Origin of the sequence: Trichocoleus sp. FACHB-90, assembly GCF_014695505.1 — a bacterium.
In the GTDB taxonomy this organism is placed as follows: domain Bacteria; phylum Cyanobacteriota; class Cyanobacteriia; order Cyanobacteriales; family FACHB-T130; genus Funiculus; species Funiculus sociatus.
In genome coordinates, this window is the sequence record NZ_JACJOK010000041.1 from 38,793 (window position 1) to 64,779 (window position 25,987).

A 25,987-nucleotide genomic window follows, 5' to 3' on the forward strand; every position below is an offset into this window, starting at 1 on the left:
AGTATGTCTAAGTACGACTCCCATCTGAAATGTTCGTTTTGTGGCAAGTCCCAAGAACAGGTACGCAAATTAATTGCCGGGCCGGGAGTCTACATTTGCGATGAATGCGTTGACCTGTGTAATGAAATTTTAGATGAGGAGCTACTGGACTCTGGGACACCAGCACCTCAGCCAGTTCCCCGTGCCGAACCTCCCCAGAAGCGCCGCGTCCGTTCCTCTAGTCTCTCTCTGAGCCAAATTCCCAAGCCGAGAGAACTGAAAAAGTATCTCGACGAACACGTAATTGGTCAAGACGAAGCCAAGAAAGTGCTTTCGGTAGCGGTATACAACCACTACAAGCGCCTGAGTTTTATCCAATCTAAAAATAATGGCAAAGCGGGGCATGACGATCAGGTAGAACTGCAAAAATCGAACATTCTCCTGATTGGCCCCACAGGTTGCGGGAAAACACTTCTGGCACAAACGCTGGCAAGCATTTTGGATGTACCCTTTGCTGTAGCAGATGCTACCACGCTGACGGAAGCAGGGTATGTCGGAGAAGATGTGGAAAATATCCTGCTGCGACTGTTGCAGGTGGCAGACTTGGATGTGGAAGAGGCGCAGCGGGGAATCATCTACATAGATGAAATTGACAAAATCGCCCGCAAGAGCGAAAACCCATCAATTACGCGAGATGTCTCCGGTGAAGGCGTACAGCAAGCTTTGCTGAAGATGCTGGAGGGGACGATCGCCAACGTGCCGCCTCAAGGTGGACGCAAGCATCCCTATCAGGACTGCATCCAAATTGACACCAGCAACATCATGTTTATCTGTGGTGGTGCCTTTGTTGGTCTGGAAAAGGTGGTAGAGCAGAGAATTGGCAAAAAGTCAATAGGTTTTGTTCAAGGTGGTGAAGGGCAACCGAGAGAAAAGCGTACAGCCGATATTGTGCGGCACTTGGAGCCGGACGACTTGGTGAAATTTGGGATGATTCCAGAGTTTATCGGTCGAGTGCCAGTGGTGGCGGTCGTCGATCCGCTGGATGAAGAAGCGCTGATGGCGATTTTGACTGAGCCTCGGAATGCGTTGGCGAAGCAGTACCAGAAGTTGCTGAAGATGGACAACGTGCAGCTAGACTTTAAGCCGGATGCGCTGCGGGCGATCGCGCAAGAAGCGTATCGGCGGAAAACTGGCGCACGGGCGCTGCGAGGAATTGTGGAAGAATTAATGCTGGATGTGATGTATGAGTTGCCGTCCCGCAAGGATGTGACTCGATGTACCATTACGCGGGAGATGGTAGAGAAGCGTTCTACTGCGGAATTGATCGTGCATCCCTCTTCAATGCCCAAGCCTGAATCTGCATAATTTGTAGCAGCGGTACAAAAAAGCTGAAAATATAGAAACCCGTTTTCTCCGGAAAGCGGGTTTTTTACATAATAGTAGGGTAGACACCAATATCCCTTATAAGGCAGACCTAACGATTTAGCCCCTTCCCTAGTAGGGAAGCAGGGTGGTTTCATACAATGAGAGAAAATATCGAAAACTGCAACATTTTGTAGGGGCATGGCATTGCCATGCCCCTACCGACAACCAAAATCAATGTTACAGAATTTTCTTTTAATAAATGAAACCAGCCTGCCCTTCCCCCCTAGGAAAGGGGGGAGAAATCAAAGCCCCTCTCCCGTAAAAAAAATTCTTCCTTTTCCCTCCCCTTGTAGAGGGAGGTGGAAAGGGGTTGGGGAGAGGTTGAGAGAGATGTATTGGGATGGGTACTACCCTAAATACTCAAAACTCAAAAGTCATAAAATGCCTCAAATTCAAGTTCGCGGCACTTCGCATTACTACGAATGGATCAAGACACCGAAAGATGGTGAAAAAAAGCCAGTAATGGTCTTCATGCACGGCTGGGGTGGATCTTCTCGTTACTGGGAAACCCCTGCTAAAGCCCTTTCTGAGACTTTTGACTGCTTGCTTTATGATATGCGAGGATTTGGGCGATCGCGTAAACTTTCGCCTGTGGGGAACGGTAACGTCCTAGCAGAAGAATCCTCGCCACTGGCAGAAGAACCTGCTACAGCGGAAGAGTTGACTTATGAAATGGAGGAATACGCTGACGACTTGGCAGGGTTGTTAAAGGCGTTACAGTGCGATCGCGTCTATGTTAATGCCCACTCGATGGGAGCATCTGTCGCCGTCTTTTTTCTCAACCGCTACCCAGAGCTAGTAGAAAAAGCAATTTTAACCTGTAGCGGCGTTTTTGAATACGACGAAAAAGCATTTAAAGCCTTTCACAAATTTGGCGGCTACGTCGTCAAATTCCGTCCCCGGTGGCTGTATCAACTTCCCCTCGTTGACCGGATGTTTATGAAGCGATTCGTGCATCGTCCCCTACCCAGTGCAATCAGTCGTGCTTTCTTAGACGATTTTCTGATGGCAGATTACCAAGCTGCTGTAGGCACTATGATTACCTCGGTTAGCGAAAAAGCAGCCCAAGTGATGCCTAATGAGTTCGCCAAGCTTACCGTTCCAACACTTATAGTTGCTGGCGAATACGATATCATTATCCCCGCCGCGATGGGGCGCGTCGCCGCAGGATTGAGTGACAAGGTGGAGTATGTCGAGATTCCCGATACTGCTCACTTTCCCATGCTGGAAGCACCAGAAGCTTATCTTAAGGTAGTGCGAAAGTTTTTGGGAATAGGCACTGAGCAAAGTTTCGACCAAACTGTAGCGTCCTAGTTGCGATCGCTATTATACTCAGGCAGGTTTTCCCCTCAGCAACACAACCAAGGCAACGCCTGTAATTCCAGCGACTACAACCCATGCTAAGGTCAAACCGATTAATTCGCTGAAGAATAGGCGAGTAGTCTGGCGCAAAATTCCACCTACAGTCCAGCCGATAGACAGCCCTATCGCCCAGCCTGCAACATTTGCTAAGATCCACATCCAAGCTTTTTTGACTTGCTGCCTGAGTACCAACCATTGCCCCAGCCCAAGCATTGCGCCTACAATTGTCCCATTCAAGACACCGAAGATTATTCTAGGTTCAGAAAGCAACGTTCCGGGAGCAACCCAGCCTATGGCACCCATACCACTGCCCCCGATTAAACCCCAACTGAGTGTACTCGCTAATATCCACCACCAAGCGATCGCAAGATGCTGTCTGAGAACCAACGCTTGAGAAAATGCGATCGCGCTTGCACCTATTGCGCCCTCTACAAGTCTAATATCGGTTCTATCGCCAATTTCCACCCAGAGCAAACTAACTAAAAAACCGACACAAGTGATTAACACCCATTGCAGCCAGAAAAAGCATCCAATTTTAGATTTTGGATTTTTGATTTTAGATTGAGAAGTATTTTCAGCAGTAGGAAACAATCAACGTAAGAGCCAAACGGTATTAAGACCCACTTATACTATCCGGTTGGAGGCGACTTCGGCAAAACTTTTGGTTGTGTAGCGCTTGTGGGAAAAAGCGAACGGAAAGCTTCTCGGCGTTTTTTGGGCGACTCTGGAGACATATAACTCCATAAACTTTCCCAGTAGAAAAAGGATACCCCATTAAAACCGCGATCGCGCACCACCTGAACCTGCTGCTGAATTTGCTTCATGTCCACAGGACGACCCCATAACCCTGATAATATCCCCACACCGACGGGAATCTGACCGCGAGCCATCTGCACTGCTGGTTGCGACAATTCAGCAGCAAAAGTTTTCAAGTCATCGCGATACACCTGCAAAACTAACTCATTCACCAAACCACGCTTTACCCAAGTCTGCCAATCTTGGAGATAGGATCTGTAGGCAAAATTGTAAGGATTGGGAGACAAGGAAACCTGACAGTAAGGATTAACGGATTTTACAGCTTGGAAAACTCGCTGCATAAAATCAGTAATTTTGTCTGCTCTCCAGCGTATCCACTCGGAATCTTTCGGGTTAGTCGGGGGACTTTTTCCCTGATGTTCTTGTTGGTATAGTCTGACTGTGTAGGGGTCGTAGCCAAGCTCAACAGGTAAGCCAAAATGATCGTCTAATTGAATCCCAGCTACATCATATTTTTCGACAACTTCAACAATTAAATCGAGAATAAACTCCTGTACTTCCGGGTGCAGAGGATTGAGCCAAACTACTTTCCGAGTAAACTGTTTGCGGATGAATTGTTGAATTTTTCGAGATTCAACATTTGGCTTTGCAGGCTTAAGCAAGTTTGGTTCTAAAATGTCTGGCGTCAGCATCTTTGTACCGTCCCCACGAAGTGAGATCCAGTCGGGGTGACGCTTCGCCAGATTTGAACCCGCCGGAGCCATGAAGCCATACTCAAACCAGGGAATGACCCTAAGCCGCTGTCGATTTCCCTGCTTGACTATCTGCGCCAAAACATCGTTTCCTAGCCGTAGAATCTTCAGTCCTCTATCTTGAGAACGACCCGTTACCCGTTTGGCTACAGAACTCGGATAGAAGGTGTTTCCTCGGTTCCAGACTACCGGATAGACGGTGTTGAAGTTTAGTTGAGATAGCTGGTCTAATGCTCTGTTGATTCCCCAAGGGGTATATAACACGCCGCTGGCAACATTGGTCAGCCAAACGCCTCTTAACTCAGTGGAAGCTGAAATCGTTGGGGGATTCGCTTTAAACTGGGGAGGATAAATTGAGAATGCGATCGCTAGTCCCAAGCATAGCCAAGAAATGAACCAGGTTGGATTCCGGTTCTGTTTTCCTTTTTTGCCTTTGTGACGCTTTCTAGTCACTCAGCGAAAGCTTCCATAAACTCGTAGCTGGAAAATAAGCGTAAGTCTTCCCACTGGTCTGAAAAATTTAGCAGCAACTTTGCGATCGCTATCTTATCAGCTATCGGATTGTTGAGCTACCTTCCTCACCGCCTCAATGCCCAACTCTAACACCTCAGCTATTTGTTCTACACTCAAACCCTGCTTTAATAAGCGAGGCACTGTTTCTAGCTTGCCTTCTAGTTTGCCCTCTAGCTTGCCCTCTAGCTTGCCTTCTTCTCTTACCTCTTGAAAGTATCTCGTTTGCTTTAACTCACTTAATCCAAACATTGCTTCTAACTCCTGACGGCTTAATTGAGTAAATTTGTAGACCAATATCGTCTCAATCAGTTCTATTGTCGGATTGTTGAGCTACCTTCCTCACCGCCTCAATATCCAACTCTAAAACCTCAGCTATTTGTTCTACGCTCAACCCCTGCTTTAATAAGCGAGGCACTGTTTCTAGCTTGCCTTCTAGTTTGCCCTCTAGCTTGCCCTCTTCTCTTACCTCTTGAAAGTATCTCGTTTGCTTTAACTCACTTAATCCAAACATTGCTTCTAACTCCTGACGGCTTAATTGAGTAAATTTGTAGACCAATATCGTCTCAATCAATTCTAAAACCTTTCGCCTGAGTGCCTCATCCTCAAGCTCTTGTTGTGCCTTCTGAATTAACTGTCTAGCCAGCGTCTGGGCTGTATTTTCATTCTCAACTACTAACCGCACCATCCCCAAACCTACTGATGGATTTGAGGTTTCCTCCAATTCATCCAAATACACCCACTGTACTTGCTGACTTAGCAGCAGTCGCTGATATTCTATTGGCACTGCTTGGTCTATACTTCTTCGGCAAAACACTGCCACTGCACGCCAATCTCTTTTAGGTTTATTTTGACCAAGATAGAGGAAAATTTCCGTAAATAATCGATAGTAAAAGATATCGTCTGGTTGAAACTGGACTTCAACAAAGTAGATGGGTTTACGGCTTTGCTTAGACGGAACAAATACTCCATCAATACGTTTAGCTGTTTCTTTGACTTCCACTGACTTGAATTCATAAACGTTACCCTCAGTTGATGATTGACCAATGAGTTCAAAAAAAATGCCAGGGAAGGTCTGAAACATCTGATAGAAAATGCTGTCTGTTTTCATGCACAGGCTCTAGAAAAATCAAAAACCCGGGTTCTTCAAGAACACGGGTTTTTCAGGCTTGAAAATCAGCGTAACAGACTATCAACCGCTCAGCAAAGCTTCGACAAATTCGTAGCTGGAAAATGGACGTAAATCTTCTACGCCTTCACCAGCACCAATAAAGCGAATCGGCAAGCCTAGCTGCTGCACTACAGCTAGAGCTACGCCTCCTTTAGCAGTCCCATCAAGTTTTGTCAATACTACGCCGCTAAGTTTTGCTGCCTGTGAGAATACTTCTGCCTGACGCAAGCCATTTTGTCCGAGAGTAGCATCTAGAACGAGGAGGGCTTCTATTTGGGCGTTGGGAGCTTTTTTATCGACAATCCGGCGAATTTTGCCCAGTTCTTCCATCAGATTTTTCTTGTTCTGGAGACGACCTGCTGTGTCGATCAGGAGTAATTCTGTACCTCGTGCCTGTGCTGCCGTAATGGCATCAAACACCACTGCCGCCGGATCGGTGTTCTGTCCGGGGTTGGCAATCACTTCTACACCGCTACGCTGACCCCAAATCTTCACCTGTTCGACTGCGGCGGCGCGGAAGGTATCGGCAGCGCCAATTAAGCATTTATAGCCAGATTTCTGCGCTAAATGGGAAATTTTGCCAATCGTCGTCGTTTTACCCGCACCATTGACTCCAGTGATCAGCCAGATATTCAGGGTGTCTTTTGTCGGGACAAAGGTTGGGCTGTAGGATTCTTGAATAGGTTTGTCGAGTAAGTCGCGCAGGATTTTCTTCAGGTAAGCGATCGCTTGATCTGGAGGCAGCACTTCCTCGCGCAGCCTATCTTGTAGCGTTTTTATGATATAATCTGTCGCTTCTATGCCGACATCTGCTTGCAACAGCAGCGACTCAATCTCCATCACCGCGTCTTGATTCAACGGCCCTTGACCGACGATGGCTTTGAGCTGGTTAATCAAGCTGCGACGGGTTTTGTCCAGACCTTGGCGTAGTCGCTTTAGCCAAGTGATTTCTTCAATCGAGACATCTTCTGCACGCCGCCCTTGAGTTGCCAGCACTTGGGCTGACCACATGAAACCCTCATCAAAAGCGAGTCCTGGCACTTCCTCAGTCACTGCTGCTGTTGCCGCAGGCTGTACTGGTGCCTGTACCCGTTCTGGTTCGGGCGCTTCTATTGCGGTTGCTTTTAACCGTTCTAGTCGTGCTTGTCGGTCTTCTTTTGCCCAGAATGGTACGGAGGTGGCGGGTGCTTCCTGTGTCTGTGTTTCAACACTATCAGGCTCTATAACTACGCCTGTTTCGGCGATCGCACTCTCTGTTTCTGGTTCGGGTGCTTCTGGTTCTATAACTACGCCTGTTTCGGCGATCACACTCTCTGTTTCTGGTGCGGGTGCTTCTGGTTCTATAACTACGCCTGTTTCGGCGATCGCTTCTACCTCTTGTGCCGATTCAGGTGTTGTTTCTTCCTCTACCTCGGCGCTAGTATGATTTATTTGCTCGGCAGCTGGTTCTGATGCGATCGCTTCTGGAGTTGCGGATGCAGCAACCTCATCTTCCACCTCAAGACTAGCGGTTTCTGCGGCAGTGTCTATTGAAGTGTCTGGTGATTCCGAAACCTCTGCCGTGTCTGGAACATCCGCAGATGGTTCTTCTTGTCCAGCATCAGGAGCAGCTTCCGGCTCAGCTTGTTCCTGCTTTTGCTGAATGTTTTTATAGGCTGCTTTGGCGTATCTGAGAAGATCCTCAGATACACCTGGTGACTGCTCCTGTGTTGATTCTGACGTTTCAGGTTCAGCGGACGGCTGAATTTGATCGCTTTGTTGCTGTTCAACCTGGGAGTCAGCCTCAGAATTACTAAACTGGCGACGGAACCAATTAAAAACCATTGCACCTACTTAAACATTGCAGCAATCTTATTTTTAACCAGATGGTCGCAATTAAATACAACTTGTCGTTTTGGGACTGGGTAAAGATGGATATCCAGTCGCCAATCCCTAATTCCCCGAACCAGTTAAATTTATTTGCACCGACCTGCTTACTAAACTATAGAAAAATTTTCTGTTAATTTTCTCTTCAGGTGCGCGATTTAGTCTTAAGCTTCTCAGTTACCCGACGCAGGACACCGTTAATAAACTTACGCCCTTCCTCATCGCTGTATTTTTTAGCTAGTTCTACAGCTTCATTAATAGCAGGGCTATCGGGGACTCCTAAAAACATAATTTCTCCTACGGCGATCCGTAAGATATCGCGGTCAATTTTAGGCAAGCGGTTTAACTGCCAATCTACCATTGCCTCGGTTAGGAGGTCATCAATTTCTGTCCGCTTGCTGTTGACTGTGCTGAGAATTTCTAATGCGTAAGCGCGAACTTCATGTTGATTTGCCATTTGAACGAATTCTGGCAACTCTACAGCAGTTCCTAAGCGGTTGATTGCTGCTTGGGTTAGCTCAATAGCATCGCTCAACATGGCTTTGGCACTGCTGACATCGCTAGCGCGGGTTTCGCTAGTCAGGAGGCGATCGCTTCCGCGTTGGACTTCTGCTGCTGCTACCTCTAAAGTTTCTCGAACTTCACTTGTCAGGGTACGGATCGCAGCCATTATTAAATTAGGCATTTGCTGCGATGCCATTTTTTCTTTATTCCCGCTCAGTTGGCTAAGGCTTAGGAGAGCTAATTCACGGGCAGTTCTGCGAGGTTGCATATTAAAGGCAAAGGTTAAAAAGCAAAAATCAAAATGGAAAAAGGTTAGAAGAAGTAATAAAAGCCAAAAGTTAAAAAGGAAAAAGTTAAAAACTTATATTTTTGCCTTTTTCCTGATTTTTGCCTTTTGCTTTTTAGTCTTCTTCGGTTGGTACAACCTGCCATCTGCCCTCAGAACCTACTGGTTCCAGCTTCCGCTCGTTGGCATCGGCGGGGGGCATCAGGGGTATGGGGTTAGGGCTTACGATTCCTCCAGAAACCACCACTTTAAAGGCATCTTCAATTGACATTGAGACGTTTAATACTTCGTCTTCTGGGACAATGGCATACCAGCCTGTGGTCGGGTTAGGCGTGGTGGGAATAAAAACGCTGAGCATAGAACGCTCCATTTGGCACTGGATTTCGCTGCTCATGGTACCTGTGACGAAAGCGATCGCCCAAATTCCTCGCCGAGGATACTCCACCAAAACGACCCGCCGAAACTTGCCGTTGGTGTCTCTTAAAATTGTCTCCAATAGCTGTTTGAGCGTTTTATAAACCGACCCCGCTAACGGAATCGCCTGCAAAAGTTGCTCCCCAAAATCCAGCAACCACCTCCCAGCAATGTTGCGTGCCATTAAGCCTATCAGCAAAATGCACAGCAGCGGCACTGTTAGCCCCACCACCAAATTCAGCAGATTTACCACGATGGGGTTCATCCCATCAAATGGATTCACCTGCTTGGGAACGCGGGTCAGAAAATTGATCACCCAGTTGGCAATAGTTATTGTCAGCCATATCGTAGTAGCCAAGGGAATGACTACTAAGAGACCTGCAATCAGGTCATTTTTTAAGTCCTGCTTGAGGCGTTGGATCACAGATTGCCCACTCTCTCCTTACAACTAGCGGTGCAGATTCGTACAAAATGCCAACTTTACCAATGGTTGCTCTTTGAGCAAAAACAACTTCGTCGTAGTATCCACACCATAGAAATAGGCTCAGGACTGGAACCTTACTTTTCCATCAGCTCCTTTTTTGGGGCAGGCTGGGAAAGGCAATTTTCCATTCCTATCTCTATTTGTAAGACTTGTAAAGAATTGTTGCAAGTCCTTGGCAGCTGGTATCACACTTTACACTTTAGCATTTCTATGAGATCCAGCCCTGAGCTAAGAGGAAGAACTGAGTGTCGTCGCATCAACGGTTGTCTCATCGGCTTGCCCCTGTTGAGCTGAGTCATCAACAACGGGCAAGGGCATATGCTTTAGTTCCCACACCTTGAGCAGGATCAAATACTCATAGAATGCCTGCAAGGTACACCAGGTAAACCCCGCTCTCCCATCCAGAAAACCACCCAAGAAGAAATACATATACAAGAAGCGCACTAGCGGACGCAAGGGCAAGCGCAAAGATAAATCTTTCAAGGCGCGGCGTCTTTGCACTTCCGAGCGACCGAAGAACAATTCTCGCCAATTGACTGACCCTTGCTGTAGCTGGCGTAGGGTTTCCTCCGCTTCATCGGTGGAATAGCGATTATGCTTGTCAATCCAGCGACTCAATCCCTTACCAGAGGTGTAGTGGGGATAAGTTTCTTTGAGGAAGTTGGTGGCTCCTTCGCAGACTTCCCGCTCAGTATGTCCATAGTCAGTAAACCAGACTTTTCCTCGCTGCAACAGACGCAGCTGGTAGCGGGGATACTGGGTGCTGTGACGAATCCAGCTACCCATGAACATGACGCGCTCTGCCGCGTAGTAGCCAACATACTCAGAGGTTTTGATGGCTTCCAAACACTCTTGAAACAGCTCTGGTGTCATCCGCTCATCGGCTTCTAGGATGTAAATCCAATCGTGTTTGGCTGGTACTTCTTCGAGCATCCAGGTTCTTTGTCGTCCGTGACTTTCAAAGCGGTGCTGCACCACGCGGATGTCATAGCGACTGGCAATTTCTACAGTGCGATCGCTACTGTAGGAATCCACCACAACCACATCATCAGATAGCAGTGCCGACTCAATACAAGCTGCAATATCCAGCTCTTCGTTATAGGTCAGTATGTAAATTGAGAACATTTTCCCGCCGATCGTGATGGAAAATAATCAATCTCTTTCAGGAATTAAGAATTAAAAACTGGGGAATTTTTAATTCTTAATTCCCTACCTTAACGTGCCTGAGCTTTACGACGACCTCCCCCGATGCCGCCTGTCAAACCCAGTGCGGCAATTGCCAGGTAGCCAATGGCTAAGAGCAAACTGCTCAGTCCATTCTTTATACTCGATCTTAAAAACTGACTTTCGGCTTGTTTTTGTGCTTCTTGTTTGCCGCCACGAAGTTGAGTTTTAGCAGCATCGACTTGTTGGTTTAGAGCTTTTGGATCTTGCTTTAATCTTTGCAATTGGTCTTTAAGAGACTGTAATCTCGCCAGCTGTTCCCCTTGCACTTGACCGCTCTTGATCGCCTGATCTAGCTCGGTAAGCTTCTTTTCATCTTGAAGCAGGGAGCTAACCTGTTGGGATTGGCTAGCAATCTGAGTTTCTACTTGAGTGGCTCTTTGGTTAATTTGTGCAACAGCTTGATTGTTCAACAGACGCAGGCTGTTGATGTTGAGGATGGGAACTGGCAGTAGGAATGCCAAACCCAACAACCCAGCTAGTGCAAGCGCTCCGATTCTCACTATGTCTTCCCAACCTTTGCGGGCCGTGCCAGAGTTACTGTCTACCCAAAATCCAGCAAATAGAAAGGCCAGACCAACCATCGGAATAACTCCTTGGTTAATTAGCTGGAATGTAACGTTCTGTTGCCACTGTAGGAAACCTAGCTGTATCTGTTCTGCAACAGCGTTACTGGGAGTCGCAGGCGGAATCAGAAGCACCGCATAATCAATGAGCGAGGAGAGAATCAGTATCAGCCCGACTACCTTGAGAATGTTGGAAGTAATAGAGGAAGGTTGACGGCTATTAGTTGCTTTCATGGCTTTTGTCTTGAGTTAGCGATCGTCCACATCAAACTTAACTGATTAACATACTGAGTGTCTTATCTGTCTTCCGGTCATTTCAGCACCCATCGCAGCAGTCCTATTAACCTCTTGGTTTCCCGGATGACAAGAGAGGACTTTTACCCAGTTGTTGTCGATATGCGATGATTATCTAGAGGTTAAAACCTCCGATAATCAAAAGTTTTGTCACAAACTCTATATTTTACCTCAAGTGCGTATACAACTACTAAATAAATTATAATCTGAAACTGAATCGATATAATTTTGATAAAAATCGGAATATTATATATTTCAAAACGGTTCCTTTAAGAATAGTTGTAGCTAGGAACTGAGTAAACTCACCCAACAAATGCTATATGAATGTTGGATGAGGTTCCGAGATTCCAATAAATCGTAATGTTTGAACTTTCAGGTTTAAGTAAACCATATTGCTGCTATATATTGATCTGGTAAAAATATTTACTATTACCAATAAAAAAGGATTTTTTATAAATTATTGTCAGCCAAAGATGATATTTATTTATCAATCAAGCTGTTCATAGTTCAGTAGATAACTGTTTATTAAAGGGCAAGATAAAAAAGGAATTTATTTCTTTCCCAATCCCCAATCCCCAATCCCCAATCCCTATTTTATAGAAGCGATCGCTTGTTTTGGTTGAATCCGATAAACCATAATCGGCATATCCAGCCCTTTGAGGCTCATTGTGTTACCGACTCGCGGGAAATCCTTGACAACATTGGCAACATCAGAGTCCATCAGAACATTCTCAGTACAAGCGATGTCATTACCAAGGCTTTTTGCTTCAACTCGCGCTGCTGTATTCACCGTGGTGCCGAAGTAGTCAAGACGGTCATTTAAGTTGACACTGATACAAGGCCCAACATCTATGCCAATCTTAAGAATCAGCTGGTCTTCTGCTGCAAGTTGCAACCCTAGATTCAAAGCTTGCATCTGGTGGTTCATAGCGATCGCAGCTTGCATGGCATCACTTGGCACAGTAAATGCTGCCATCACCGCATCCCCAATCGTTTTGACGACGACACCGTTGTGAGCATCTACCACATGAAACAACAGATCGAAGTGTTGCCGCACTAAATTATACGCCCGCGAATCTCCTCGCCGCGCATACAGTGCCGTCGAACCAGCCAAATCGGTAAATAAAATTGCCACCCGCTGAATCACCAAACTTTCATTAGGCAGTATCGTCTCGCGAGGAAACAAATCGCGGAAGGTTTGTAGAGTCAGCAATTGGTGTCCGGACACCACGCCATATTCCGCATCAATTTTGGCACGAAAAGCCGGATCGTCAAATGCTTTTTCCAGGCGGCGCAATTTCTCATCAATACTAAAGGTAACTCGCACCTGCTCGTCAGCATTAGTAGCGTATACACTGTTACAAGCTGTACATAGATGGTTTGTCCGCAAATCGGATAAACTTTTTGGTTTGAAGTCGATGCCGCGACAAGCCGGACATTGAATGTCCCAGTTGAGAGTAAAAATACCCTCCTTGAGCGCAATGACTAAAACCCGCAAAGTCTCCCGCTCGCTCAACTGCAATTTTTCAGCAATCCGTTTGGGGTTAGCATGATATAGTTCGCGGCGATCGCTTTGTTGTAAAAATGCCCTCAGCCGCTGCTGTACCTCTGGTTTAATGCTATACCTTTCCAAGGCGGCTACAGCTAGAGCAATATTATTCTGGGGTCTATGAAAAAAGTTAAACATTTGGTGTCGCTAGATATATTAAGGTTTTTAGTAGTGTGCGACCCTTGAGTATATTTTATATATGACCGTTACTGACTATTTGGTTTTATCGAGCTGAATTTGTGCTGAGAGTTAGCTAAGTGTCAGATTAAAATATAAGTGAGTATGCCCCTGGTTTTTGTTAACAAAAAATCAACAATTATCATGATGTATTTTATCAGTATAAAGAGGTAATCGTGCAAATTCCCCGCCTGCATCCAGACACAATTGAGGAAGTAAAACAACGGGTTGACATCGTTGAAGTCATCTCGGAACACGTTGTATTACGCAAGCGGGGCAAAGAGTATGTAGGTTTATGTCCTTTCCATGAGGAAAAATCCCCCAGTTTTACCGTCAGCCCCACTAAGCAGATGTACTACTGCTTTGGCTGTCAAGCCGGGGGAAATGCGATTACTTTTTTGAAGGAACACTCTAAACGTTCCTTTGGTGAAGTGGTGCTGGATTTGGCGCGGCGCTACCAAGTTCCGGTGCAAATGCTGGAGGCGGAACAGCGCGAGGAATTACAGCGGCAAATAACGCTACGAGAGCAGCTGTATGAGATTTTGGCAGTGGGGGCAAGCTTTTTTCAACACGCGCTGCGACAACCCCAAGGGGAGGCGGCTTTGGAATATTTGTACTCCAAGCGGCAACTCTCGGAAGAAACTATTCAAAAGTTCCAGCTTGGTTATGCTCCGGCGAGTTGGGAAACTCTTTATGGCTACTTGGTGGAACAGAAAAGCTACCCGGTGCAGCTGGTAGAACAAGCGGGTTTGATTAAGCTGCGGGATGGGGGTGGCGGTTATTATGACAGATTTCGCGATCGCTTGATGATTCCCATCCACGACTCTCAAGGACGAGTAATTGCCTTTGGCGGCAGAACTCTGGGGGACGAGCAGCCGAAATATCTCAACTCTCCGGAAACCGAATTATTTAATAAAGGCAAAATTCTGTTTGCTTTGGATAAAGCCCGCGAAGCTATTGGCAAGCAGGATCGGGCTGTGGTAGTGGAAGGATATTTTGATGCGATCGCTCTCCACTCCCACGGAATTGAAAACGTTGTCGCCTCTCTAGGTACGGCGCTGGGCTTAGATCAAGTCAAACAGCTACTACGTTACACCGAATCTAAGCAAATTGTACTCAACTTTGATGCCGATGCCGCCGGAACTAAGGCAGCTCAAAGAGCAATTGGAGAAATTGCCAATCTCGCCTATCAAGGACAAGTAAATCTGCGAGTTCTCAACTTGCCTGATGGAAAAGATGCTGACGAATTTGTCCTCAAAGGTGGCGCTGAAAAATATCGGGAATTGCTGCTTGATGCTCCTCTCTGGCTTGATTGGCAAATCCAGCAAATTTTAGTAGGAAAAAATCTTAAACAGGCGGATCAATTTCAGCAAGTTACGGCAGAAATGGTGAAATTACTAAATAACATCACCAATGACGATCAGATTACCTATTATATTAATCACTGTGGAGAAATTCTCAGCCAAGGAGATTCTCGGCGGGTTGGACTATTAACAGACAATCTCCTAAACAAAATTGTTCGTCACTGGGAAGAACTTCTAAACCAGGACAATTCTTTAAAAGTGCCGCTGTTAGTAAACAATCTTCTTAAGCAAAATAAGCGGTTTAAGGCTCGTCCTTCTGTTAATAGAAATAAAGGCCAAAAAGAATTACCTGTTACTTCTGAAAGCACTCTTTTAGAAAGAGCCGAGGCTTTACTGTTGCGCTTTTATTTGCATTGCCCAGAATATCGACAGTTGATTAGCGATACTTTAGAAGAACAAGATTTATTATTTAGCCTTCCTCACCACCGACTTTTGTGGCTAAGAATTTCATCTTTACAGGAAACATCACCAGATTTGCTATCTTCGCTACAAAACCTGTATGTTGATTTTCCTGAAGAAATGGCTCAAGTGTCTGGACTATTTTATCTAGACGAAAATGCCGAACTCGATATTCTCCGCGCTCCGGAATTGATCAAAGCAGGTGCTGCTTGTATGGAACGGGTAATGTGCGAAAGCATTTATCGCCACTTTTTAGAACTTTACACGAAACATCTATGGAAAAATATTGATAGTTCTCTGGATTTGAATAAACAGCAATACTACTGTCAGGAATTTTACCGAGCAAAACAGCGAATTAAAGAGTTAGATCAACATCTGCAATTTTTGTATTTTTATCGCTAAGTATTCCTTAGTCATTACATTTTCGTTCCCAGGCAGTCGTCTGGGAACGAGTAAAATACTGACTAATGATTAAGGGCAAAATAGAGTGTCACGAGTTTCGCGTCCTGTCGTCGGGTTGGTGCCTTTAGCTGTTTTACACAACTGTTTTTGCACATCCTGACGAAACAAGACATCTGTAAAATCTGCTCCATCAATGATGGCACCTTCAAACTTGGAGTTAAAGGCAAACGCTCCCTCCAAAATAGCGTTAGTTAAGTTAGCGTTGGTGAAACGAGCAGTGTCTAGGGTAGCGTTTCTGAGATCGGCTCCCTCTAAATTGGCACTTTCAAGATTAGCGCCAAAGAAGCTGACACCCCGCAAATCTGTATGACTCAGGTTACTACTGCGAAGATTGGCTTTAGTAAAGCTGGAGTCCGTAAGCACTTTACCTGAGAAATCTGCACCGATCAAGAATTCTTTGTTGTAGTCTTCAGCTAGGGCAGGAGTGGCGATCGCGCCGAAAGCTGTTAAAGATGCGATCGCTACCAGCAACAAACCCAGTAAAATTGTCGAAATCCGATTGTTTAGCCTAAAATTCATGCTGCTTCCAGAGGAAGATGGAAAACCGTCGTCTATCTCATTATCCCAATATCGGTGTTTTAGGAGAAGACCTGGTTGCTCAATGGTTACATTCACAAGGTTTCTTAATTCTGCATCGTCGCTGGCGTTGTCGCTGGGGAGAGATAGACATAATTGCGCGACAATGCTCGACTGGGGACAAGGGACAAGGGACTGGGGACTGGGGGAAAGGGACTGGGGAATGGGGACAAGGGAATGGGAACAAGGGACTGGAGACAAGGGAATGGGAACAAGGGACTGGGGATAAAGAGGACAAGGAAGCTTTCGGGAAGTCTACCCAATCCCCAATTCCCAATCCCCAATCCCCAATCCCCAATTCCCAATCCCCAATCCCCAATTCCCTTGAGCCAGTCTTAGCATTTGTCGAGGTTAAAACTCGCAGTCGGGGAAATTGGGATGCGGATGGAATGCTGGCAATTACAGCGAAAAAGCAAGCAAAACTCTGGCGCACAGCGGAGCTTTTTCTAGCGGATAATCCAGATTTAGCAAATCTTTCTTGCCGTTTTGATGTCGCTCTTGTCAGATGTGTGCGATCGGTTCTTTCTCAACCTCCCTCGGTTGCTTCACCAAAACCTGGGGAGATGACGCACTCAGGATACCACCTGAGTGTACAAGACTACATCCAGTCTGCTTTTGATTAAATAATTAGCAATACCCACCAGTCGCTCGCTTTGGCGGGTATTCACCCTACATTTAATGACTAATTACTTTTAAATAATTAGCCATTAGCCAAAGAATAATTAAGCTAAAGTTTCGGGGCAATATCCTAGCCCTCTAGTGAACTGTTGCCGGAATGCTTCAATATCGCTGCGATCCGGGGTACCATGAGAAACTACAGCTACTTGATAGCGTCGCATAACTTCTATTGGGGACTGTCCCGTTTCCAGGCTCCAAAGGGCCATTTGGAGGCGAATTGCAGGCTCGTAGGGAATTCCCAGCTCGTTCATAAATGCCCGAAAGTCGCCATCTTGCTGAGGGGTTAGCGGGCTGTAGGTTTTGATTTTGATTACCCAGCCATCAATCTGATGAATTACAGTCATTAAACGCACGGGCAGTTGGGGCATTCCGTGTAGATATTCAACCACCCGTAGGGTAAGGCTGGCATTCGCCAGAAAGTAAACGTATTCCATGAGGTTTCTTGGTGAGGAGTGCCAAGCTGTTGCTATACCTCTAATTCTCACCTTATAAAGCTTTTTGCAACAGGGGAAAAGCCCCCGATCTTATCTGGGGGATATTACCCAATTACTTTAGTTACATGAACCAATAAATTATCCGTAGACTAACGGGGATAAACCGGATGACCAAACTTGATGGAGACACTGAAATTACAGATACCCAGCCGGGAAACTGGGAAGCTGTTGCTGGACTAGGGGAATTCAAGCTGAACGTTGAAGTTGAGTCACCCAGCGAGAATAATATAGATCGGTTGTTATCCAGCTATGACTATGAACTCCCAGCAGAGATGATTGCACAGAACCCGGCGGTGCCGAGGGATAGTGCGCGTTTGTTGGTAGTAGATTCCCAAAATCGCCATTTTCACGCCATTTTTCGTGATTTACCGGATTTACTCAAGCCGGAAGATTTACTTATATTAAATAATACTCGTGTTATTCCCGCCCGCCTCCGTGGTCGTAAATCTACGGGCGCGCCAGTTGAGGTGTTGCTGCTGGAGGAACGGCAAAATAACTGCTGGTTAGCTTTGGTGAAACCAGGGCGGCGGTTGCAACCGGGGGCGAAGATTTTTTTTGAACGTCAAGGATTAGGGACTGGGGACTGGGGACAAGGGGCTGGGGAGAAGGAACTGGGGGACAAGGAGGACAACGAGGACAAGGAAGCTTCCCCGAAGTCTACCCAATCCCCAATCCCCAATCCCCAATCCCCAATCCCCAATTCCCAATCCCCAATCCCCAATCCCCAATCCCCAATCCCTCCATTGAGTGCAACTGTGCTGGAAAGGGATGAGGCTACTGGGGGGCGTTTGTTGCAGTTTGATGTTCCTTTGGGAGTGTCTTTTTGGGAGATGTTGGAAGAATACGGTGAAATGCCGCTACCACCTTACATTACAGCTTCCCAATCTCAGCCGGAGGAGTATCAAACTGTTTACGCTCAACGCCAAGGCGCGATCGCGGCCCCGACAGCTGGGCTACACTTTACCCCAGAGTTACTCAATCGCTTGCACGAACGAGGGATTAAGCAAGCTTCGGTGACGCTGCACGTTGGAGTTGGTACGTTTCGTCCCGTGGAAGTGGAGGATATTACTACCCACAAAATGCACGGGGAATGGGTGGAAGTACCCGCGTCAACTGTGGAACAAATTCGGGAAACCCAGGCGCAAGGCGGTAGGATTATTGCCGTGGGGACAACGGTGGTGCGAAGTTTAGAGTCAGCCGCCGCCAATGGGGAATTGCAGCCATATTCCGGTAAAACAGAATTGTTCATTTACCCCGGCTACCAGTGGCGGGTAGTGGACGGGCTGATTACCAATTTCCATTTACCTTGTTCGAGTTTGCTGATGTTAGTTGGCGCTTTGATTGGGCGTAGGCGGTTGCTGGATTTGTACCAAGTCGCAATAAAGCATCAATATCGCTTCTATTCTTTTGGTGATGCAATGCTAATTTTGCCTGAAGGAGTAGGGGCTGGGGACTAGGAACTAGGGACTAGGTACTATAGCAATCCTAAATGATTCGTGAACTTCTGTAGGGACGCGGCAGTGCCGTGTCCCTATACCAGGGCGAATACTCGTTCACAACTTAAATAGGATTGCTATAGGTAAGACTTTTTCCTCTTCCCCAATCGCCAATCCCCAATCGCCAATCCCCATTTACAATTACTATTACTATTACTTAAGAGATAGTGGTGCGGGGTTCCCAAATATGCTGAAAAACCACAAATCAATTTATTTGCTTGCGGCTGCTTTGATCGCTTTTGGTTGGACAACTGCCGATAATGCCTGTGCCGGAGAACGACGGTACAAACAACAAAAAACGACATCGTTTACATCCACCTTAGGGAATAAACAGATGGTCGAGGGTTTATACACTCAAGATTTGGAAGCAGCTTCTTACTTCCAACAAGGAGTGACCCGGTATAACCGCCAAGACTTTCGGGGTGCAGAACTAGCCCTTCGGAAATCGCTGGAGTTTGACCCTAGCATTGCAATGGCTTATTATCTGTTGGGGAATTCCTTAGCTCAACAAGGTCAGTTTGATCGGGCAACTAATGAGTATCTACAAGCTATTCGCCTAAACCCGAATATGGGAGAGGCTTATTACAATTTGGGAGTTGCTTTATATAGACAAGGGCAACCAGATGCGGCGCTGGCTGCGTACCAAAGAGCGCTGGCTTTTAATCCCAACTTGGCAGATGGCTACTATAATGTTGGTTTGGCGTTGGAAGCTAAAGGGCAATCAGAGGAAGCGATCGCTGCATATCGGCAAGCTTTGGCCAAAGAACCCAACTACGCGCAGGCGCACTATAACTTGGGGCTGCTTTTGGTGAAACAAAACCAACCCGAAGCCGCACTCGCCGAATTTCAGGAAGCGGTTCGGATTAACCCAAACTATGCCGAAGCTCAATATCAACTAGGGTTACTTTATACCCAGCAAAACCAGCAGCAGCGGGCGGTAAACGCATTTAAGACAGCAGCAGATCGCAACCCTGAATTGGCAGATGCTCAATACCAGATGGGGGTGATTTTTGCCCAGCAAGGTAATTTCAAAGCAGCAGCTAACAGATTCCAAGAGGCGGTGCGTCTCAATCCCAACGATGCTGAATCTTACCAGCAACTGGGGGCGATGCTACTGAAGCGGAATCAAGTCAAAGAAGCAACCACGGCTTTGACGGAAGCGAAGCGTCTCAAGCCGAATGACGCTACGACTCAGTATAACTTGGGCGTGGCGCTACAAAGGCAAGGCCAGTTAACGGAAGCGATCGCAGCTTACCAGCAAGCCATTGTCATCGATCCCACTCTGGCAGATGCCTTTTATAACCTGGGAGTCTCGCTGCAACAAACTGGACGACGCGAGGAGGCGATTCCTTTTCTAATCCAAGCGAAGAGTTTGTTTAATCAGCAGGGAGATGTAGACAAAATTGACCAGCTAAACCAATTTTTACAGCAGGTAGGAGCCAACTAAAAAAGGCAAAGAGTAGGAGTTTTCTCGTTCCTAGTCGCTGGCTGGGGACGAGATAAAAAGCCCTTAGCTTTCGTCGGTTGCCTTAAATTGGTAAGCGATTAATGTCTTTATTGCAGCCAATCACAACCATTGCCGATCCCTTATAAAGTCGCTGGTGGGGAGTGGGGTTAATCTCAAACTTGTTATCGTGACTTACTGCTAATAGATTCAAACCATAACGGTTGCGAAGTTGAAGTTCAGATATAGTTTTGCCGTGGAATTCGTCGGGAACAATAACTTCTACAATACTATGATCGGTGTCCAGATCGAAGCGGTCTAAAATAGCAGGTTTAGTGAGACTTCTTGCTAAAGCACAGCCCATTTCATGCTCTGGAAACACCACATGATCTGCCCCCACTTTTTGAAGTAATTTTACATGAATATCTGAGGAAGCTTTAGCTACTACATGGGGTACGCCAGCTTCCTTCAAATTTAGAGTAGTAATTACACTCGCTTCCAGATAATTACCAATCGCCACAATCACCGTATCAAAATCAGAAATTCCCGCCTCTTTAAGGGCAGCTGGTTCTGTTGAATCCAATTGCACCGCGTGGGCGGCAATTTGATCTGTCAAGATTTGGGCTACTCTCTTTTCGTCAGCATCAACACCCAGCACTTCGTAGCCTAGTCGGTGTAGAGTCCAACAGACGCCACGACCAAAACGCCCTAATCCAACGACTGCAAATTGACGCTTGTTGCTATTGGTGCCTAGACTGCGAAAAAAACTCAAAGACGACAAATTCACTCTCTTTACTCCGGACTATTTATTGTGGTCATTAGTAATTGTTAAGGGCTAATGGTGAAATTACCATTAGCAACTGACAACTGACAATAGATTATTTAGCACTAAAGATCGCGATCGCTACCCTACCAATAAATTCTCTTCTGGATATCGAATAACGCTGGGGCTGGGATCTCCTAAAACGGCTGACATGAGTAGCAACACTCCAACCCGACCTATGTACATCGTGGCAATTATCACCAATTTAGCGAACGCTGAAAGAGTCGCTGTGATCCCAGCAGAAAGTCCAACTGTGGCAAATGCTGAAACAACTTCAAGCAGGATTTGGATAAACTCAAACTGTGGATCGTGCAGCGCAATTAAAGTTGTGGAACCAATCACCACCATCAATGAACCAAATGCGACACCAACAGCCTTTAATATCAGCACCAACGGTATTTGACGCTGATAACACAGAACTTCTTCCTTCCCTTGTAGAACTGCTTTAGTACAGCTAAACAACACTCTCACGGTAGTAGTTTTAATCCCGCCGCCTGTACCGCCGGGATTGGTACCGATAAACATGAAGGCAATTGTAATAAATAGACCAGCCTCGGTCATCTTACCAATATCAATCGTATTAAATCCGGCTGTTCTTGGAGTAACAGATTGAAACCAAGCAGCCATTAATTTTTGAGGGAAGCTTAGTTGTCCAAAGGTTTGCGGATTGTTGAATTCCGCAAATAAGAAGAAAATGGTTCCCAAAATCAGTAAAAGGAGAGTGGTACTGGTGGCAACTTTGAAATTAAGAGAAAATACTACTTTCTCTGGGCGTTTATGGTAGCGATCGCGTACCCAGAGATACGCTTCCATAATCACTTCGTAGCCAATCCCTCCCAAAATAATCAAAACTGGGACGATCAGGTTGATCAAGGGCGATCGCACATACTGGATCAAATTATCCCCGAAAAGACCAAAGCCTGCATTATTAAAGGAATTCACGCTATGAAAAATTGATAGCCAAAGACCGCGCTCCATCCCATAATCCGGCACAAACACCAACATCAGTAAAAAAATGCCGGAAATTTCAATGATCAGCGTCATCGCAATAATAGAGCGAACCAACTCCACCACACCAGACAATCCAGGGTGGTCTAATGATTGTTGAATAGCGATTTTCTCTTTCAAGCCAAACTTGCGCCCCAACAGCAGCAAAAGCAAAGTTGTTGCTGTCATATAGCCCAAGCCACCCACCTGCACCAGCAAGACCAGGAACAGCTGCCCCCAGAATGAATAAAAAGTCCCGATATTAACCACAGATAAACCAGTCACGCAAACCGCAGAAGTGGCGGTAAATAGGGCTATCAGCGGATTGCTCCAGCTGCCATCACTCGTAGAAATCGGCAGCATCAGTAAAAGCGTGCCAATCGTAATTACCGCTAGGAAACCCAGGCAAATAGTTCTGGAAACAGTCATAGGCTAATCTGAAAAACAGCTAAGTGCTGAATCAAAGAGTTTGAGAGGGGAGAAAAAAAGTCTTTTTAAGAGCTTACTCCTTTCGGAGTTCTGATAGGCTAATTTTTGATCCGCACTTTTCGCGACAATTTCATGACATCGACTCTATATCAGCAAATTCAGCATTTATACGACGCTTCCTCTGGTCTTTGGGAACAGATTTGGGGCGAACATATGCACCACGGGTACTATGGCGCAGATGGTACCCAAAAAAAAGACCGAAGGCAGGCACAGATTGACCTGATTGAACAATTACTCAACTGGGCTGGCGTACAACAAGCCCAGCATATTGTTGATGTTGGTTGCGGAATTGGCGGCAGTTCCCTATACCTGGCACAAAAGTTTAACGCTACTGCCACTGGGATTACTCTTAGCCCAGTCCAGGCTAACCGAGCAAAGGAACGCGCAGCGGCGGCGGGACTGAGTGAAAGGGCATCTTTCCAGGTGGCAGATGCTTTAGATATGCCTTTTGCCGATAACTCCTTTGACTTGGTATGGTCGATGGAAAGTGGGGAACATATGCCGAATAAAAAGAAGTTTTTGGAGGAATGCTACCGGGTACTAAAGCCTGGTGGAACTTTCATTATGGCAACGTGGTGTCACCGTCCTTTGGGTGGAGAATATGGGCAACTGACAGATGATGAGCGGAAACATTTGGCGGAAATTTACCGGGTGTATGCTTTGCCTTATGTGATTTCGCTGCCGGAATATGAAGAAATGGCTGGTAATCTCTGTTTCCAAAATATTCACACGGCAGACTGGTCAAAAGCTGTAGCCCCATTCTGGGATGTAGTAATTGATTCTACCTTTAATTTCGATGCCATTGTGGGTTTGCTGCTTTCCGGTTGGACAACGATTCAGGCTGCGCTTTCTCTAGGCTTAATGAGTCGGGGTTATCAGCGAGGCTTGATTCGATTTGGGTTGTTGTGCGCTACCAAAGGCGATGTGCTTTAGCGTCTGAACCAATAGGGTTAGGTTAAGTATGTTCATCCCTCGAAGATCCTCTTCTTATAGGATGTCCCACAAGTGTCAAAAGTTAATTTGATCCCCCCTAGCCCCCGCGCTAGAGAAAAGGGGGGACAATCAAGTCTTAGTCCCCCTTTTTAAGGAGGATGCAAGGGGGATCTCCACCATCTAAGCGTCTTGATTATGACTTTTCAGACATCCTCTTACGGGGATTGGGCAGGGTGGTTTCATACAACCCTTAGAAAATGTCGTAATTTTCGACATTTTGTAGGGGCATGGCATTGCCCATTGGTGTCAACTTAACGTTAGCTTGGCGGTTGAAACCGCAGCTACACAAACAAAACCCGCCTGCGCGGGTTAAAAGAACCTTAATATTTCGTCAGTCCGCGTTCGCTTTAGCGTTCCCGAAGGGTAGGCGGACTGAGTTTTTTAGCCGCGACTTCCAGTCGCCAGGGCTTAAATTGACACCGATAGGCAATACCATGCCCCTACTGTAGGTAGGGTTGAGGGATGAAACCCAATACGCATAAGCATTTGTTAAGTGAGGTTCCAACCGTTCAACCTACGTTGTGAATAAGGGGCTTTTTGAAAGTTGCAGATTGGATAAGTAATAACTTTGGTAGCAAAAATTGCTTAAAATCAAGCCTGAGCATTTATTCAGGCACTTACTCTCTGTGATATCTCCTCAAAAGTCTTCCGAGCCCCAAATTAATCCTTCTCAGTCCCACCCAGTTCAGCAACGTGTTCCCTGGCTGTATGCCTTTTGGAAGTTTTCGCGACCCCATACGATCATTGGCACTAGCTTAAGTGTGGTGGCATTATACTTGATGGCGATCGCTCTCAGCTCCACTAGCGTGATCGGCGATAGTGTGGTGCAACTGTTGGGAAGTTGGATTGCTTGTTTGGGGGGCAATATTTACATTGTGGGGTTAAATCAGCTAGAAGATGTGGAAATTGACAAAATTAACAAACCCCATTTGCCCATCGCAGCAGGTGAATTTTCCCGGCGACAAGCTGTAATAATTATCGCTCTTAGCGGTACTGTAGCGTTGCTTTCTTCGCTGCTTCTGGGGCAATATTTAGCCTTGACTGTGGGCATTAGTTTAGCAATTGGCACAGCTTATTCTTTACCGCCAATTCGATTAAAGCGGTTTCCATTTTGGGCAGCGTTGTGTATTTTCACTGTGCGGGGGGTAATTGTTAATTTAGGGCTGTTTTTACACTTTAGTTGGGTGTTGCAAAAAGAACAAGTGATTCCCGTACCAGTCTGGGCGCTAACCTTGTTTGTGTTGGTCTTTACGTTTGCGATCGCTATCTTTAAAGACATCCCAGACATGGAAGGCGATAAGCAGTACAATATCACCACTTTTACAATCCAGTTGGGTAAAGCTGCTGTATTTAATCTCTCTCTCTGGGTAATAACTGTATGTTACGTGGGGATGATTTTAGCGGGAGTGCTGAAGCTTCCCTTGCTAAACGCCACCTTTGTAGTCATTACTCATTTATTAGCACTAGCGTTGCTGTGGTGGCGTAGCACGAAGGTTGATTTGCAAGATAAGGTAGCGATCGCATCCTTCTATCAATTTATCTGGAAACTGTTTTTCTTGGAATATCTAATTTTTCCCGCCGCCTGTCTTTTGGCGTAAGAAAAACACTGTCTGATAATGGTGCGTTACACAACGCTTTTTAGGTCGCGTAGAGAAACCTAACAGACATACAGATGAGCCGTGAAATAAATTTCCGGCTCATAGCTTAAACCCGTTAAAACGGGTTAAAATCAATACCGAACAAGCATTTTAGTCCGTTGGAACGTAGGAGGTATAGATAAAGCTTTCTTAAAAAAAGGAATCAATATTTAGTAAGCATTTGAGTTCGTTTCAACGGACTTGAGCTTTCAGCCGGAACTTTAGTTCCAGGCTTGATCGCAAGGCAAAAGTTAAGTGCCATTTCCAAATCCAGATTTGTTTAATTACAATCTTAGAATTCAAAGTATAAAATGAGGAAAAAATGGGCGAAACATCTCAACCAATTTATTTTGTAGCTGCGGCTGTTGTTGGTATTATTCTAACCGGACTCGGTTATTTTATTTTCGAGACAATTACCACTTCAAATATATTTGAAAAAGGAGTAAATCTTTATAAACAAAAAGATTATGCAAGTGCAGAGGCAAATTTTCGCCGGGTGATTGAACGACACCGTACTAATGATATGGCTCGGTTGTTTTTGGGAAATTCGCTGATGGCGCAAAACAAACTTGATGAGGCTACGCCTGTGTTTCGGGAACTGACGGAGAGATCGCCCAAAAATATAGATGCTTATTTGAGGTTAGGAGACGCTTTGATGAAGCAAAATAAGTTAGAAGAAGCGATCGCAAATCTGCAAAAAGCTAGAGAATTATATAAAGCACCGTCCCCGGAGCAAAAACAGCTCGAAGAGTTAATCGAGCAAATTAAATTAAACACGCCCACGCCCTGAAGGATGAGGCTAGACAAACGAAGCCTGACGAGAGCA

Annotated in this window: 24 protein-coding genes; 10 read left to right on the forward strand and 14 right to left on the reverse strand. The window is 45.9% G+C overall.

What is annotated here, in order from left to right; translation table 11 throughout:
- The first annotated feature begins 3 nt into the window (after positions 1-3).
- Entirely contained in the window at positions 4-1,344 is a 1,341-nt protein-coding gene (gene clpX / locus H6F74_RS12015; RefSeq protein WP_190425637.1) for an ATP-dependent protease ATP-binding subunit ClpX, read from the forward strand.
- 441 nt (positions 1,345-1,785) lie between these two features.
- The gene (locus tag H6F74_RS12020; RefSeq protein ID WP_190441140.1) at positions 1,786-2,718 is read left to right on the forward strand and encodes an alpha/beta hydrolase; all 933 of its coding nucleotides are present in this window, start codon (positions 1,786-1,788) and stop codon (positions 2,716-2,718) included.
- Positions 2,719-2,736: 18 nt separating this feature from the next.
- Here the strand turns inward: H6F74_RS12020 and H6F74_RS12025 are convergent, their stop codons facing one another.
- The 10 genes from H6F74_RS12025 to H6F74_RS12070 all read right to left on the reverse strand — a co-directional run bounded on the left by H6F74_RS12025 (position 2,737) and on the right by H6F74_RS12070 (position 13,280).
- The gene (locus H6F74_RS12025; RefSeq protein ID WP_199301120.1) at positions 2,737-3,273 is read right to left on the reverse strand and encodes a hypothetical protein; all 537 of its coding nucleotides are present in this window, start codon (positions 3,271-3,273) and stop codon (positions 2,737-2,739) included.
- A 122-nt stretch (positions 3,274-3,395) separates the two neighbouring features.
- Positions 3,396-4,727: a glycoside hydrolase family 10 protein gene (locus tag H6F74_RS12030; RefSeq protein WP_347269508.1), complete on the reverse strand. Its 1,332-nt coding sequence runs from the start codon at positions 4,725-4,727 to the stop codon at positions 3,396-3,398.
- Between the two features lie 96 nt (positions 4,728-4,823).
- On the reverse strand, positions 4,824-5,081 hold the full coding sequence (locus H6F74_RS12035; protein ID WP_242022024.1) for a hypothetical protein: 258 nt from the start codon (positions 5,079-5,081) through the stop codon (positions 4,824-4,826).
- Positions 5,082-5,088: 7 nt separating this feature from the next.
- Positions 5,089-5,895, reverse strand: coding sequence for an Rpn family recombination-promoting nuclease/putative transposase (locus H6F74_RS12040; RefSeq protein ID WP_190441142.1), 807 nt, complete (start codon positions 5,893-5,895; stop codon positions 5,089-5,091).
- Between the two features lie 81 nt (positions 5,896-5,976).
- Entirely contained in the window at positions 5,977-7,779 is a 1,803-nt protein-coding gene (gene ftsY, locus H6F74_RS12045; RefSeq protein WP_190441145.1) for a signal recognition particle-docking protein FtsY, read from the reverse strand.
- A 187-nt stretch (positions 7,780-7,966) separates the two neighbouring features.
- Positions 7,967-8,593: a transcription antitermination factor NusB gene (gene nusB / locus H6F74_RS12050; protein WP_190441149.1), complete on the reverse strand. Its 627-nt coding sequence runs from the start codon at positions 8,591-8,593 to the stop codon at positions 7,967-7,969.
- Between the two features lie 133 nt (positions 8,594-8,726).
- The gene (locus tag H6F74_RS12055) at positions 8,727-9,449 is read right to left on the reverse strand and encodes a DUF502 domain-containing protein (protein ID WP_190441152.1); all 723 of its coding nucleotides are present in this window, start codon (positions 9,447-9,449) and stop codon (positions 8,727-8,729) included.
- A 288-nt stretch (positions 9,450-9,737) separates the two neighbouring features.
- Complete coding sequence (locus H6F74_RS12060; RefSeq protein ID WP_190441155.1) at positions 9,738-10,634, reverse strand: glycosyltransferase family 2 protein; 897 nt, start codon at positions 10,632-10,634, stop codon at positions 9,738-9,740.
- An 89-nt stretch (positions 10,635-10,723) separates the two neighbouring features.
- Complete coding sequence (locus tag H6F74_RS12065) at positions 10,724-11,533, reverse strand: HpsJ family protein (protein WP_199301122.1); 810 nt, start codon at positions 11,531-11,533, stop codon at positions 10,724-10,726.
- A gap of 649 nt (positions 11,534-12,182) precedes the next feature.
- The gene (locus tag H6F74_RS12070) at positions 12,183-13,280 is read right to left on the reverse strand and encodes an adenylate/guanylate cyclase domain-containing protein (protein ID WP_190441157.1); all 1,098 of its coding nucleotides are present in this window, start codon (positions 13,278-13,280) and stop codon (positions 12,183-12,185) included.
- Between the two features lie 215 nt (positions 13,281-13,495).
- Between H6F74_RS12070 and dnaG the strand changes: the two genes are divergently transcribed.
- Positions 13,496-15,484: a DNA primase gene (gene dnaG / locus H6F74_RS12075; protein ID WP_190441160.1), complete on the forward strand. Its 1,989-nt coding sequence runs from the start codon at positions 13,496-13,498 to the stop codon at positions 15,482-15,484.
- Positions 15,485-15,553: 69 nt separating this feature from the next.
- On the opposite strand, the gene H6F74_RS12080 is transcribed toward dnaG, so the two are convergent.
- Complete coding sequence (locus H6F74_RS12080; RefSeq protein ID WP_190441163.1) at positions 15,554-16,063, reverse strand: pentapeptide repeat-containing protein; 510 nt, start codon at positions 16,061-16,063, stop codon at positions 15,554-15,556.
- A gap of 17 nt (positions 16,064-16,080) precedes the next feature.
- Here H6F74_RS12080 and H6F74_RS12085 point away from each other — a divergent pair, with 17 nt between their 5' ends.
- On the forward strand, positions 16,081-16,743 hold the full coding sequence (locus H6F74_RS12085) for a YraN family protein (RefSeq protein WP_190441165.1): 663 nt from the start codon (positions 16,081-16,083) through the stop codon (positions 16,741-16,743).
- 99 nt (positions 16,744-16,842) lie between these two features.
- On the opposite strand, the gene H6F74_RS12090 is transcribed toward H6F74_RS12085, so the two are convergent.
- Complete coding sequence (locus H6F74_RS12090; protein ID WP_190425610.1) at positions 16,843-17,232, reverse strand: hypothetical protein; 390 nt, start codon at positions 17,230-17,232, stop codon at positions 16,843-16,845.
- Positions 17,233-17,399: 167 nt separating this feature from the next.
- Between H6F74_RS12090 and queA the strand changes: the two genes are divergently transcribed.
- Both queA and H6F74_RS12100 read left to right on the forward strand, forming a co-directional pair.
- The gene (gene queA / locus H6F74_RS12095; RefSeq protein ID WP_190441168.1) at positions 17,400-18,749 is read left to right on the forward strand and encodes a tRNA preQ1(34) S-adenosylmethionine ribosyltransferase-isomerase QueA; all 1,350 of its coding nucleotides are present in this window, start codon (positions 17,400-17,402) and stop codon (positions 18,747-18,749) included.
- Positions 18,750-18,975: 226 nt separating this feature from the next.
- A complete protein-coding gene (locus H6F74_RS12100; RefSeq protein ID WP_190441171.1) occupies positions 18,976-20,235 on the forward strand; it encodes a tetratricopeptide repeat protein in 1,260 nt (419 codons plus the stop codon).
- Positions 20,236-20,317: 82 nt separating this feature from the next.
- Here the strand turns inward: H6F74_RS12100 and H6F74_RS12105 are convergent, their stop codons facing one another.
- Positions 20,318-21,019 carry an NAD-binding protein gene (locus H6F74_RS12105; RefSeq protein ID WP_190441174.1) on the reverse strand — a complete coding sequence of 234 codons (702 nt, stop codon included), beginning with the start codon at positions 21,017-21,019 and terminating at the stop codon, positions 20,318-20,320.
- Between the two features lie 117 nt (positions 21,020-21,136).
- Positions 21,137-22,471 (reverse strand): TrkH family potassium uptake protein, encoded by a 1,335-nt coding sequence (locus H6F74_RS12110; protein ID WP_190441176.1) that lies wholly within the window; start codon positions 22,469-22,471, stop codon positions 21,137-21,139.
- A 132-nt stretch (positions 22,472-22,603) separates the two neighbouring features.
- Here H6F74_RS12110 and H6F74_RS12115 point away from each other — a divergent pair, with 132 nt between their 5' ends.
- The 4 genes from H6F74_RS12115 to H6F74_RS12125 all read left to right on the forward strand — a co-directional run bounded on the left by H6F74_RS12115 (position 22,604) and on the right by H6F74_RS12125 (position 25,951).
- Positions 22,604-23,464 (forward strand): methyltransferase domain-containing protein, encoded by an 861-nt coding sequence (locus H6F74_RS12115; RefSeq protein ID WP_190441178.1) that lies wholly within the window; start codon positions 22,604-22,606, stop codon positions 23,462-23,464.
- 287 nt (positions 23,465-23,751) lie between these two features.
- Entirely contained in the window at positions 23,752-23,973 is a 222-nt protein-coding gene (locus H6F74_RS29630) for a hypothetical protein (protein ID WP_206756307.1), read from the forward strand.
- Positions 23,974-24,183: 210 nt separating this feature from the next.
- Complete coding sequence (locus H6F74_RS12120; protein ID WP_190441242.1) at positions 24,184-25,122, forward strand: homogentisate phytyltransferase; 939 nt, start codon at positions 24,184-24,186, stop codon at positions 25,120-25,122.
- A 361-nt stretch (positions 25,123-25,483) separates the two neighbouring features.
- Positions 25,484-25,951, forward strand: coding sequence for a tetratricopeptide repeat protein (locus tag H6F74_RS12125; RefSeq protein WP_190441180.1), 468 nt, complete (start codon positions 25,484-25,486; stop codon positions 25,949-25,951).
- Positions 25,952-25,987 lie beyond the last annotated feature (36 nt).